Origin of the sequence: Streptomyces sp. NPDC102490, from assembly GCF_044765285.1 — a bacterium.
Lineage (GTDB): Bacteria > Actinomycetota > Actinomycetes > Streptomycetales > Streptomycetaceae > Streptomyces.
Genome location: NZ_JBIWJU010000013.1, coordinates 108,848 through 121,498, shown reverse-complemented (window position 1 = coordinate 121,498; position 12,651 = coordinate 108,848). Strand labels below are relative to the sequence as shown.

9 protein-coding genes and 1 pseudogene are annotated in these 12,651 nt (G+C 68.9%); 5 read left to right on the top strand and 5 right to left on the bottom strand.

The window, feature by feature from the left end; translation table 11 throughout:
- Window positions 1-32 precede the first annotated feature (32 nt).
- Complete coding sequence (locus ACIRGB_RS28485; RefSeq protein ID WP_403870975.1) at window positions 33-1,544, bottom strand: alpha/beta hydrolase; 1,512 nt, start codon at window positions 1,542-1,544, stop codon at window positions 33-35.
- Window positions 1,545-1,710: 166 nt separating this feature from the next.
- On the opposite strand from ACIRGB_RS28485, the gene ACIRGB_RS28480 reads away from it, so the two are divergent.
- Window positions 1,711-2,481 carry a MerR family transcriptional regulator gene (locus ACIRGB_RS28480; RefSeq protein ID WP_403870972.1) on the top strand — a complete coding sequence of 257 codons (771 nt, stop codon included), beginning with the start codon at window positions 1,711-1,713 and terminating at the stop codon, window positions 2,479-2,481.
- Between the two features lie 22 nt (window positions 2,482-2,503).
- On the opposite strand, the gene ACIRGB_RS28475 is transcribed toward ACIRGB_RS28480, so the two are convergent.
- A complete protein-coding gene (locus ACIRGB_RS28475; RefSeq protein ID WP_403870969.1) occupies window positions 2,504-3,307 on the bottom strand; it encodes an SDR family NAD(P)-dependent oxidoreductase in 804 nt (267 codons plus the stop codon).
- 298 nt (window positions 3,308-3,605) lie between these two features.
- On the opposite strand from ACIRGB_RS28475, the gene ACIRGB_RS28470 reads away from it, so the two are divergent.
- On the top strand, window positions 3,606-5,405 hold the full coding sequence (locus ACIRGB_RS28470; protein ID WP_403870966.1) for a cellulase family glycosylhydrolase: 1,800 nt from the start codon (window positions 3,606-3,608) through the stop codon (window positions 5,403-5,405).
- Window positions 5,406-5,477: 72 nt separating this feature from the next.
- Here ACIRGB_RS28470 and ACIRGB_RS28465 read toward each other — a convergent pair.
- Both ACIRGB_RS28465 and ACIRGB_RS28460 read right to left on the bottom strand, forming a co-directional pair.
- Window positions 5,478-6,481, bottom strand: a pseudogene (locus ACIRGB_RS28465) (NADP-dependent oxidoreductase).
- Between the two features lie 117 nt (window positions 6,482-6,598).
- On the bottom strand, window positions 6,599-7,300 hold the full coding sequence (locus ACIRGB_RS28460) for an SDR family oxidoreductase (RefSeq protein ID WP_403870963.1): 702 nt from the start codon (window positions 7,298-7,300) through the stop codon (window positions 6,599-6,601).
- Between the two features lie 114 nt (window positions 7,301-7,414).
- Between ACIRGB_RS28460 and ACIRGB_RS28455 the strand changes: the two genes are divergently transcribed.
- A complete protein-coding gene (locus ACIRGB_RS28455; RefSeq protein ID WP_403870960.1) occupies window positions 7,415-7,975 on the top strand; it encodes a TetR/AcrR family transcriptional regulator in 561 nt (186 codons plus the stop codon).
- A gap of 132 nt (window positions 7,976-8,107) precedes the next feature.
- Entirely contained in the window at window positions 8,108-8,470 is a 363-nt protein-coding gene (locus ACIRGB_RS28450) for a hypothetical protein (RefSeq protein ID WP_403870957.1), read from the top strand.
- Between the two features lie 846 nt (window positions 8,471-9,316).
- Here ACIRGB_RS28450 and ACIRGB_RS28445 read toward each other — a convergent pair.
- The gene (locus ACIRGB_RS28445; RefSeq protein ID WP_403870954.1) at window positions 9,317-10,756 is read right to left on the bottom strand and encodes an endo-1,4-beta-xylanase; all 1,440 of its coding nucleotides are present in this window, start codon (window positions 10,754-10,756) and stop codon (window positions 9,317-9,319) included.
- Window positions 10,757-11,181: 425 nt separating this feature from the next.
- Between ACIRGB_RS28445 and ACIRGB_RS28440 the strand changes: the two genes are divergently transcribed.
- Window positions 11,182-12,606, top strand: a complete 1,425-nt coding sequence (locus tag ACIRGB_RS28440) for a non-reducing end alpha-L-arabinofuranosidase family hydrolase (protein ID WP_403870951.1) — start codon at window positions 11,182-11,184, stop codon at window positions 12,604-12,606.
- Window positions 12,607-12,651 lie beyond the last annotated feature (45 nt).

The following is a 12,651-nucleotide window of genomic DNA, read 5'->3' as shown; positions in this document are numbered from 1 at the left end:
GGTGGCGGGACATGCGCGGTCGGCCGATACGGTCAGTCCGCGCGGCAGGACGTGTCCCTCGCCGGCATCTCCCCATCGACGAGGTAGCGCGTGGTGGTGTTCAACGCGCAGGAGTTGTCGCCCAGGACGTAGACGCCGTGCCCGCTGTCGTCGACGCTGACCAGCCGGGCGCGGTCGCCGAACTTCTCGCGCAGCATCTTCCCGCCCCGGTGTGGGGTCGACGCGTCCCGCCGGTTCTGGAGGAGCAGCACGTTGCGCGGGCCCTCGGCGTCGATCTCCACCGGCGGTTCGGCGGGGGCGTACGGCCAGAAGGCGCACGGGGTGATGTTGGCGGTGGCGGCGCCGAACAGCGGGTAGCGCTCGCGGTCCTCGGCGACGCCCCGCCGGTAGGTGCGGACGTCCTCGGGCCACTCGACGTCGTTGCAGGTGACGGCGAGGAACACGGTCAGGGCGTTGTCGTTCGGCGACGGTGCCCCGGGCGGCGTTTCCTGCCGGGCGGCCGACAGGCCGCGGAGCGCCGTCTCGTCGCCTTCGAGGATCGCCTGCCAGGTCTGGGCCAATTGGGGGTACTGCGTCTGCTTGAACAGGTGGCCGAACGTCAGGAGCCGGAAGAGGCTGCCGTCGATCCCCGCGACCGGAGCCTTGTCGAGTTCGCCGGCGATGGTGAGGTAGGACGTCCGGACCTGTTCGGGGGTGCGGCCCAGGCCGTAGCTGTCGTGCCGGCGGGCGGCCCACTTCGCGAAGTCGGGCAGGGTCTGTTCCGTGCCGAGCGCGTAGCGGCGTATGCCGTCTCGGTCGAGGTGGGTGTCTCCGATGTTGCTGTCGAGCACGATCCGGTCGGCGCGCTCGGGGAACATCGACGCGTACGCGGCCCCGAGTGCCGTGCCGTAGGAGTAGCCCAGGTAGCTGGTCTTCTCCTCGCCGAGAGCGGCCCGGATCCGGTCCAGGTCGCGGGCGGTGTTCGCGGTGGTGAGGTGGCGCAGCCGGCCGTCGTGGTCGTTGGCCGCGCACTGCTCGGCCGTCTGCTCGGCGATCTTCGCCTGCGCGGTGACCGCGGCGTCGTCGACCGCGTAGGGCGGGATGTTGGAGTAGTAGGGGCTGTCCTGCGTGAATCCACAGCTGAACCGGCCGGAGTGGCCGATTCCCCGGGTGTCCATGCCGATCAGGTCGTAGCGGTCGGTGACGCTGCTGGGCAGGCCGCGGGCGACCAGCAGCGCGGACAGCGCGAGCCCGGACCCGCCGGGGCCGCCCGGGTTGAGCATGAGGACGCCACGTCGCTTGTCCGGGTCGGCGGCGGCCAGCCGGGAGACGGTGAGGTCGATCTGCTCGCCCTCGGGGTGGGTGTAGTCCAGCGGCACGGACACGGTGGCGCACCGCAACTCGGTCGGAGCGGCTTCGGCCGCGACGTCATCGGGGCACCGGCCCCACTCCACCCGGGGCGACTTCGGCTCCTGGGCGGCGGCGGGAACGGTGGCCAGCGAGCCACCCAGCCCGAGCACCGCCAAGAGGGCCAGGCTCTTGCCGGCACTGAGGTGTCGTTTCATGTCCAGTCTCCGCATACCGGTTCGTGGTCGTGGTCGCGGCCATCCCACTCCCTGCCCCTGGGGCACGGTCAACAACGCCCGGTGCGGACCCGGCCGATGGTTGACCCTGCCCTAGGGGCACGGTTTTGAATGGACGCCGGAAGCGATGCTGGGGAAAGGGCTCCTGGTGGCGTGGAGTACGCGTCAACTGGCGGAACTCGCCGGCACGACGACCAAAGCCGTACGGCATTACCACGAGATCGGCCTGCTGGAAGAGCCGGAACGGGCGCCCAACGGCTACAAGCGGTACGGCGTCGGCCATCTGGTCCGCCTGCTGCGCATCCGCAGACTGACCGACCTCGGCGTGGCCCTCGCGGACGTCCCCTCGGTCGAGAGCGGGGACGAGGAGGCGCGCCAGATCCTCCGGGACCTGGACGCCGAACTCGCTGCGGACATCGAGCGCCGGCAGCGGATGCGGCGGGACCTGTCGGCAGTCCTGGAGAACCGGGCCGCGCTCGACATGCCCCCGGGCTTCAGGACGCTCGCCGACGACCTGCCCGAGGCCCAGCGGTCCCTGCTGCTGGCCTACTCCAGCGTCCTCACACCCGCCGCGATGGCCGCGCTCCAGGAACAGCTTCTGGGACCCCGGGGGGATCTCGACGCGGAATTCGCGGCGCTCGACGAGGATGCTTCCGACGCGGCGCGGCAACGGCTGGCGGAGCGGATGGCACCCGATGTCCGCCAACAGCACAGGGACCACCCCGGCCTGGCCGACCTGGAGTTGTCCTCGCACTGGGAAACGGCGGTCGCCGAGTCGGTCGTCGCGCACGCGCTGGTCGAGTTCTACAACCGCGCCCACCTCGACGTGCTGCAACGCGTCCACGCGATCCTCTTCGAGGACGACACCAGGCAGAGCGAGAACCAAGCAGCTCCTCGCCCTCACGAGGGCGGGCGGTAGCGATCGGCGCCTGTCCGGTCGGTCACAAGCCCGTGAGCCTGGTTGCCAATCGGCGTCCCAGCGCGCGAGTCGTTCGTTCAGGCAGGCGTTGGACCAAGCGGGCGAACAGGGCGTTGCGGCGGCCGTCGACCACCAACGCCTTGCGCGAGGCCAGTGCGCGGAAAGCGGTGGTGACGACCTGCTCCGGCTGCCGCAGCCCGCCCCATCTCGCCATGGCGGGCAGAATCTCCTCGGACTTCTGCCCCGTGACGGTCACTCCCGGGGAGACCGCCAGCACCCGGACGCCCGCGGCGGCGACCTCGGCACCGACCGCCAGGGTGAATGACTGCGCCATCGCCTTGCTCCCGCCGTAGGCGGCCAGGTAGGGCGTGGGCAGGAACGCGGAAGCGCTCGTGACGTTCACGATCGTTCCACGACCACGTGAGACCATGCGCGGCAGGAATCGGATCGTGTTCTCCACCACGGCTTGCCCGTTCAGGTTCACCATCGCTGCGACGACCGCCGGGTCGGCTTTCGCCGCCGCCCCGCCGACACCGCCGCCTGCGTTGTTCACGAGGAAACCGACCTCCAGCCCGTGCTCGACGGTCCACTCGAACAATGCGCGGGGCGCCCCGGGCTCGGACAGGTCCAGCGTCTTCGTCAGCACGCGCACTCCGTGTGCGGAGCGCAGGGACGAGGCGAGTGCCTCCAGTTTGTCGCCGGATCGGGCGACGAGGATGAGGTCCGCACCACGCTGGGCGAGCCTGGCGGCGAACTCGGCGCCTATCCCGCCCGATGCCCCCGTAACCAGCGCCGTGGTACCGCGTAGACGTGACAGGTCCTGCATGCTTCTCCTCGGGCTGGAGTTCGACAGCTGGATTCGTTCACGCTAGCCACGTAAGTGGTCCGCACCCTCGACTTGGTCGGCAAGTGAGAAACATGCCCGACTGGATCTCTCACAACGCGGACGATCCCGCCTCAGGGCTCGGCATCAGAAACAAGTCCTGCAGAGAGCTTCCGTCCGGTTGCCCGGCGTGGCTACGCTCACTGAGCTGTGGGAGCGCTCCCACAAGCGCAGCGTCCTGCGCAATGTCGAAGGTCATCCAGCCAGGTAGAGGCGCATACATGCATGGAGGGAGAGTGCGATGAGCATGCGAAGAGCCCTGCGGGCTTTGGGCGTTGTCGGAGTGCTTACGGCGGGTTCGCTGGCCGGGTTCGGCGGCCCGGCGTCGGCGGCCGCCTCGCCGGCGGCCGGTCAGTCCGCCGTGGACGGCAGGGCATCGGCGGTCGCCGCGGCGCCGGCCCTGCACGTGTCGGGCAACCGCCTGGTCACCGGGTCGAATTCCACGTTCCGCCCACTGGGCGTCAATCGGTCCGGCGGGGAATTCGGCTGTGTCCAGGGCAAGGAGATATTCGACGGGCCGACGGACCAGGCGGCCGTCGACGCGATGAAGGAATGGAAGATCAACACGGTCCGGATCCCGCTGAACGAGGAGTGCTGGCTGGGCACCGGGAACTTACCTCCGACAGCGCCCAGCGCGACGGCGTACCAGCAGGCGGTCAAGACCTACGCGGACCTCCTGGTGGCCAACGGCATCAACGTGATCCTCGACCTGCACTGGACCTGGGGCGAGTACACCGGCCCCGGCGGAGGCTGCCCGGACGTCGCGGCCACCTGTCAGAAGCCGATGCCGGACGCGCGTTACACCCCCACGTTCTGGTCCGAGGTGGCCACGATGTTCAAGGGGAACGACGCGGTCGTCTTCGACCTGTTCAACGAGCCGTACCCGGACGCGGCCAACAACTGGTCCGACGCCACGGCCGCATGGACCTGTCTGCGTGACGGCGGCACCTGCGCCGGGATCACCTACCCGGTCGCCGGCATGCAGACCCTCGTCAACGCGGTACGCGCCACCGGCGCCACCAACGTGATCATGTCGGGCGGTCTGGAGTGGACGAACAATCTGAGTCGGTGGCTGGAATTCAAGCCGACCGACCCCACCGGCAATCTGATGGCCTCATGGCACTCCTACAACTTCAACGGCTGCGTGACCACGTCGTGCTGGGACAGCGACATCGGAGCGGTCGCCGCCCAGGTGCCGGTCCAGGCCGGCGAGATCGGTCAGAACACCTGCGCCCATGACTACATCGACCAGGTGATGGCCTGGGCGGACGCCAACAAGGTCGGGTACACGGCGTGGACCTGGAACCCTTGGGGTTGCAGCGGTGGCAGTGTGCTCATCGAGGACTGGAACGGCACACCGACCAGCACCTACGGTGAAGGGTTCAAGGCGCACCTGCTCAGCCAGGCCCCTGGTGATCCCGGCGGTGACACCGCTGCGCCCACCGCTCCGGGGACTCCCACCGCCTCCGAGGTGACGGCCACCTCCGCGACCCTGAGCTGGGCGGTCTCCACGGACGACGTGGGTGTCACCGGCTACGACGTCGTCCGTGTCACCGGCGGCACCGAGACGCGGGTGGCCGACTCGACGTCCAACCGGGCTACGGTCACCGGGCTGTCCGGCAACACCGCCTACACCTTCGCCGTGTACGCCAAGGACGCGGCCGGCAACCGCTCCACCCGCTCGGCCACCGTCACCGTCACCACCACCGGCACCCCGGCGGGCACCTGCTCCGTGGGCTACCGCTTGGTGGGGGAGTGGGGAAGCGGCTTCCAGGGCGAGATCACCCTCCGCAACACCGGCGCCACCGCTGTCAGTAACTGGAAGCTCGGCTTCACCTTCACCAACGGCCAGACCATCACCACCATGTGGGGCGGCACCCCCACCCAGACAGGGGGCTCCGTGAGCGTCATCCCCGCCTCCTACACCGACACCATCGCCGCCGGCGGTTCCGTCACTCTCGGTTTCATCGCCAGCAGGGGCGCCACGAACACCGCCCCGACCCCCTTCACCCTCAACGGCAGAACCTGCACCACAGCCTGACCACAGCTGCTGCCCGGCAACCGACGACAGGCCGTGTCGGAGGTGGCCGGCGCCTGGGACTCGTTCCCGCCCTCAGGTCATGGCGACGACGACCTTGCCGGCCTTCGCGCGGCCCTTTTCGACGTACTCCATGGCCTGGAGGGTTTCGTCGAACGGGAAGACGCGGTCGATGACGGGGCGAATCTTTCCGGTGTCGATGAGGGGGTGAGTTCGCGCAGCTGGTCACCGCCGGCCTTCATGAACAGGAACGAGTACGTCACGCCGTGGCGCTTCGCCTCGCGCCGGGTTGTGAAGCTGAGGGCGGTCATGGCGAGGCGGAGGATCGGGTTCGCGCCCAGTTCGCGGGCGAAGTCCGGGTCGGGCGGGCCCGCGACGCCGATGGCTGTGCCGCCGGGCTTGAGGACGCGCAGGGACTTGACGAGGTTCTCGCCGCCGAGGCTGTCGAGGACGACGTCGTAGCCGTCGAGGACCTCTTCGAAGTCCTGGGTGCGGTAGTCGACGACGACGTCCGCGCCGAGGTCCTTGGCCACGTCGACCTTGGCGGTGCTCACGGTGGTGGCGACGTGCGCGCCCAGCGCCTTGGCCAGCTGGACGGCGACGGAGCCCAGGCCGCCGGCGCCCGCGTGGACGAGGACCTTCTGGCCCGGCTGTACACGTGTCCGCTCGACCAGTGCCTGCCATGCGGTCAGGGCGACCAGGGGGAGGGAGGCGGCCTCGGTCATGGTGAGGGTGGCCGGTTTGGGTGCCAGGTCGTCCTGGTGGACGGCGATGAGGTCGGCGAAGGTACCGATGCGGTCCTTGTCGGGCCGGGCGTAGACCTCGTCGCCCACCGCGAAGCGGGTGACGGACGGGCCGATCCGGACGACCGTCCCCGCGAGGTCGTTGCCCAGAACGAGCGGGAGACGGTAGGGCATCAACGCCTTGAAGTCTCCGTTGCGGATCCTGAGGTCCAGCGGGTTGACGCTCGCCGCGCGGACCTTGACCAGGACGTCGTCGGCACGTACCTGGGGGTCGGGTACTTCGGCGGCGCGCATCCCGGCTCGGCCGCCGTATTTCTCGACCACGAACGCCTTCATCGTCGTCTCCGTTCTTTTTTCCCGTCCGTGAAAGGCCGGTCTTCCGTTCGCTCCGAGGTCGTCCCGGTATGAGATTTTTTGAGTTGTTCTTCGGCTGTGCGCGGGCGCACCGCGTCCTCAGCCGCGTTCAGCCGTCAGGCCACCGGCAGCGGCGGACAGGTTCTGCTTGACGTACCGGCTGGTCTCGTCGGCGAGGATCTCGGGCAGGCCGGTCTCGATACCGTGGAGGGCCTGGGCTGCGACGTCGTCGGCGGCGACTTTCTGGTCGGCGGGCACGGCGGCGGCCATGTCGGTGTCCATATAGCCGACGTGCAGCGCCGAGACGGCGATGCCGCGGGGTGCCAGCTCGTCGCGGGTGGCACCGGTCAGCGCCCAGGCGGCGGCCTTGGACGCGGCATAGGAGCCGAGTCCTGCCGGGTGGAACCAGGACAGGGCGGACAGGACGTTGAGTACGGCGCCGCCGCCGTTGCCCTCGATGACGGGGGCGAAGGCGCGGGTCGCGGCGAGCGGGCCGAAGAAGTTGGTCTCCATCTCCCGGCGCACCTCGGACACGTCGCCTTCGATCAGCGTCGCACCGGTGGAGATGCCCGCGTTGTTGATCAGCAGTGTCGTGTCGGACGCCACGCGCGCGGCCTGTCGTATCGACGCCTCGTCCGTGACGTCCAGCCGCAGCGGGATCACGCCCGGCACGTCGACCGTCTCGGGGCGGCGGGCCGCGCCGTACACCTTGGCGCCGCGCTCGACGAGCTGGGCGGCCAGATGCCGCCCGAAGCCCCGGTTGGCGCCGGTGACGACCGCGACCGCGTTCTTCAGTTCCATGCTCACTCCTGGCCATGGCGGGTGCCGTCGGCCACCCACGCAGATTAGATTATGCTCGCAATCTAAACACGGCTCTATGATAGATGCCAGTCGACATCCAAGTGAGAGGTGGTCATGGGCCGCGTATCGCAGGCGCAGGCGGAGGAGAACCGCAGGCGGGTGGTGGACACCGCGTCCCGGCTGTTCCGCGAGCAGGGCACGCAGGTCAGCGTCGCCGACCTGATGAAGGAGGCCGGTCTGACCCACGGCGCCTTCTACAAGCAGTTCGCCTCCAAGGAGGCGCTCGTCGACGAGGCCACCGCCCACGCCTTCGCCGAGCTCGCCCGCCGCTACGGCACCGGGCTCGAGCGGCACGACGGGCAGCGCGCCGCCGCCCAGCGGGCGCTGATCGACGCCTACCTCTCCGTCGAACACCGTGACGACCCGGCGGACGGCTGCCCGGTCGCCGCACTCGCCACCGACATGGCGCGCGAGGGCGGGGGGCGCGAGGCCCGTCGCGTCTACACCGAGGGGGTGGCCGACTTCGCCGATTTCCTGGCCGGTGACGACCAGGACGGCATCGTCCGGCTCTGCACCCTGTTCGGTGCGCTGGTCCTGTCCCGGGCCACCAAGGACTCCCCGCTCTCCGAGCAGATCCTCGCCGCCGCGCACGCGGCCTTGACCGAAGCAGGCTGATCAAGGACGGCGTCAGGAGGGGGAACTTGCCATTGAGGCTATCCGCGAAGCCCAGGACCGGGCCGAGCTGAAGGTCGACGATGTCCTGGCAGAGCTGATGGACAGTGATGCGGAGATCCTGGACTACCTGAAGTGACCGAAGTGCGCTACCTCCAGATCGACGAGATTCTGGCCATCGCCCGGACGGTCAACGGTACTGCGCACAGCGTGCGTGACATGGGACTTTTGGTATCAGCCATCGACCGGCCCCGCACCGACGTGTTCGGAATCGAGCGGTATCCCACACTGCACGAGCAGGCGGCGGCACTGCTGCGCACAGCGTCTGGCGGCCTGGTTCCCAGCGCCCTGACGTTCGACGTCGTGTCATCCGGCAGCGCTATCCGGGTCCGCGCCGATCTCCGCCGCCGGGATGAGCACCTATACCACTCCGGTCCGACGCCGGGAACTACCAGGCTGCGACAGCCTCTACACGGGCGGGGAGCTGTCCGCCGTTGAAGTTCCTGTTGAGGAGGGGCACCGGAGTGGAACGGTGGGACCGGATGGGGCGGCGCTGGCTCTGACGCCCTATTTTGTAGCTGGACCGGGGCCGGATTCCTCGTGTCGATCCTGCCGTACGCCCTCCTCGGCGCACTGCTGGACGCCGCCCGCAATGGCCCGACGCACAGCAGCGACGACTCCGCCGTGCCCGGCTGGGAAGCCGCTCTGATCCAGTTCAGCTTCATCGGAATGGGCCTGGGACTGACCCTCGCGCTCCCCGCCTACCTGCGGCGGCGCTGGCCGGAAGCATTCACCGCGCCCGTCGCGGACGCTGCCCGTACCACCGCACGGTGGGCCGCCGTCATCGCAGCCGTCGTCGGATACACCTGGACCTACTGGGCAGTTGGCGGCACGTTCGGAATCACCCACCCCGCGGAGCGGGACACCAATGGGTACCTGCTGACGGGCCTGGGCGCGCTCTGGGCGCTCAGTGCAGCCGCCGCCGTCTGGACACTCGCCCGACAACGCCCCGCCCGCGTGCCCCACGGGCTCCTGCTGACACTCGGCTGGCTCGGGTCGGGCTCACTCTTCGCCTGGAGCGGCTGGAAACTGCCCCTCACACTGTTCGTGGCTGTGGCCCATCCCGGCGACGTCACCATGCCGGAGAACGCCGCAGTCGCCGCGGTGCGCCACCTCGCCGCCATCGTGGCGGGCGTGGGCATGCTGAGATCACTCGTCGGCCCACGCCCCAGCGCCCTACCGAACCAACTGAGCCGCATGAATGGACCATTGCTCGGTGTAGCTGGAAAAAGAAGGGGGCCGCCGCCACACTGGCGGCGGCCCCGGGTCGTTGGGGTGCTTCGTTCAGGTGCGGGTCCAGCGCTGGTTGCTGCCGTTCGAGCAGGTGTAGAGCTGGATCTGGGTGCCGTTGGCCGTGCCGGCTCCGACCGCGTCGAGGCAGAGGCCGGACTGGACGCCGACGATGGACCCGTCGGAGTTGAGGCGCCACTTCTGGTTGTCGCCGCCCCAGCAGCCGTAGATCTGGACCTTGGCGCCGTTGCCGGTGCCGGCGGCGTCCAGGCACTTGTTGCCGTAGACCCTCAGCTCGCCGGCGTCGGTCTGGGTCCACTGCTGGTTGGTGTTGCCGTTGCAGTCGTACAGCTGGACCTGCGTGCCGTCGGTCGTGCTCGCGTTGGGCACGTCCAGGCAGCGGCCCGAGCCGACGCCCTTCACCGCGGTGCCGTCGCCGGGCTCCCCCGGGTCGCCGCCGCTGCCGCCGTTGAGGGCGTTCAGCACGGCGGTGTACGCCGCCTTCTTACTGCCGTCGTTGTTGAACAGCAGCGGGGTGTCGCCCGAACGCCACGAGTCGCTGTCCCGCACGCCCCACACGGTGATGCCGAGGCAGCGCGAGACCGCCAGGCAGTCGTTGGTCACGGCCGCGTAGGTCGTCGGGGACGCACCCTGGATGTCGAGTTCGGTGATGGCCACGTCCACCCCGAGGGCGGCGAAGTTCTGCAAGGTGGTGCGGAAGTTGCTGTTGTACGGGCTGCCGCTGTTGAAGTGCGACTGGAAGCCGACGCAGTCGATCGGCACGCCGCGCGACTTGAAGTCCTTCACCATGTTGTACATGGCCTGGGTCTTGGCCCAGGTCCAGTTCTCGACGTTGTAGTCGTTGTAGCAGAGCTTGGCGGACGGGTCGGCGGCGCGCGCGATGCGGAAGGCGACCTCGATCCAGTCGTTGCCGGTGCGTTGCAGGTTGGAGTCCCGGCGGGCTCCCGAACTGCCGTCGGCAAACGCCTCGTTCACCACGTCCCACTGCACGATCTTGCCCTTGTAGTGGGCCATCACGCCGTTGATGTGGTCGATCATCGCCTGGCGCAGCGCGCTGCCGCTGAGGCTCTGCATCCAGCCCGGCTGCTGGGAGTGCCAGGCCAGGGTGTGGCCGCGCACCTTCTTGCCGTTCTGCACCGCCCAGTTGTAGACGCGGTCGGCGGAGGAGAAGTTGAACTGGCCCCGCTGCGGCTCGGTGGCGTCGATCTTCATCTCGTTCTCGGCCGTCACCATGTTGAACTCACGGGAGGCGATCGACGTGTACGCCGAGTCGCCGAGCTTGCCCGAGGCGATGGCGGTGCCGAAGTAGCGGCCGCTCTGCGCCGCCGCGGCACCGAGTGTGCTCTCGGCGGCGTGGGCGGGTTGCGGCGCCACCAGTACGGTGGCCGTCCCGAGGACGCCGACGGCCAGCGCCAGCAGCAGGCTGCGCGCCTTCCGGCGGACATCGGGTCTGGGAAGGGCGTATGAGCCCATGGCTGAGCCTCCAAGGTAGTAGTCACGGGAGGACTGGAGCGCGGGGATGTGCGTCGGCGCACCTGTTCGGCATATCGGTCGGCGAGCGGTTTCCCAGACACGGATGATTGGGGTGTTGACGATGTCCGGTCAATACTCCGCACAAGAAAAGTTTCTGTTTTTCTTCGAAAGTTTCGACATCGGCTGAGCTTGGGCAGGTCCGCGACGGGTGCGGGGTGTCGGTGGCTTGTTCCGTACGGTGTGCAGGATTGCGGGCATTGGTTCCCATAAATATTTCGGAATGAATGGCGAACGTGCGAGAAGTGTTGACGGCGTTCGTCGGCTCCCTATGATGCAGAACGCTCGACATTCCGACCGATGTTCGTTATCTCGAACATGCGGTGTCGCACGGCAAGGAACCACCCACCCAAGTCGAGGGAGTTCCCATGCACAGAGGAAGTTTCCGCCGCGGGCGCGCGTCCGCGGCGCTCGCCGCCGTGGTCGCGGCTCTGGCCGCGCTGGCGGCGATGCTCGTCGCCACCCCGGCCCAGGCGGCCGGCAGCGGCGCCCTGCGCGGTGTCGGTTCGAACCGGTGTCTCGACGTGCTGGGCGGCAGTCAGACCGACGGCGCGCTCTTGCAGATGTACGACTGCTGGGGCGGGACCAACCAGCAGTGGACGTCGACCGACAGCCAGCAGCTCACCGTGTACGGCAACAAATGCCTGGACGTTCCGGGGCACGCCACCGCGCCCGGTACCCGGGTGCAGATCTGGTCCTGCTCCGGCGGCGCGAACCAGCAGTGGCGGGTGAACTCCGACGGCACGGTCGTCGGAGCGGAGTCCGGGCTGTGCCTGGAGGCCGCGGGCGCCGGTACGGCCAACGGCACGGCGGTGCAGATCGGAACGTGCAACGGCGGCAGCAACCAGAAGTGGACCGGCCTGACCGGGACGCCGCCGACGGACGGATCGTGCTCCCTTCCGTCGACGTACCGGTGGTCCTCGTCGGGCGTGCTCGCGCAGCCGGCGAACGGGTGGGCCGCGGTGAAGGACTTCACCACCGTCACGCACAACGGCAAGCACCTGGTCTACGCCTCGAACGTGTCGGGGTCGTCCTACGGCTCGATGATGTTCAGCCCCTTCACGAACTGGTCGGACATGGCGTCGGCCGGCCAGACCGGGATGAGCCAGGCGGCGGTGGCGCCCACGCTGTTCTACTTCGCGCCCAAGAACATCTGGGTGCTGGCGTACCAGTGGGGTGCGTGGCCGTTCATCTACCGCACGTCCAGCGACCCCACCAACCCCAACGGCTGGTCCGCTCCGCAGCCGCTGTTCACCGGCAGCATCTCCGGCTCCGACACCGGACCGATCGACCAGACCCTGATCGCCGACGGCCAGAACATGTACCTGTTCTTCGCCGGTGACAACGGCAAGATCTACCGGGCGAGCATGCCGATCGGGAACTTCCCGGGCAACTTCGGCTCGTCGTACACGACGGTCATGAGCGACACCAAGGCCAACCTGTTCGAGGGCGTGCAGGTCTACAAGGTCCAGGGCCAGAACCAGTACCTCATGATCGTCGAGGCGATGGGCGCGAACGGGCGCTACTTCCGCTCCTTCACGTCCTCCAGCCTGAGCGGCTCGTGGACCCCGCAGGCCGCGAGCGAGAGCAACCCGTTCGCGGGCAAGGCCAACAGCGGCGCCACCTGGACCAACGACATCAGCCACGGTGACCTGGTCCGCAACAACCCCGACCAGACCATGACCATCGACCCCTGCAACCTGCAATTCCTGTACCAGGGCAAGTCCCCGACCGCGGGCGGCCCCTACGACCAGCTGCCGTGGCGGCCGGGCGTTCTCACCCTGCGGCGCTGACCTCCCGCAGGACGCGGGTTCCTGGAGCGTCATCTCCTCGCGGCC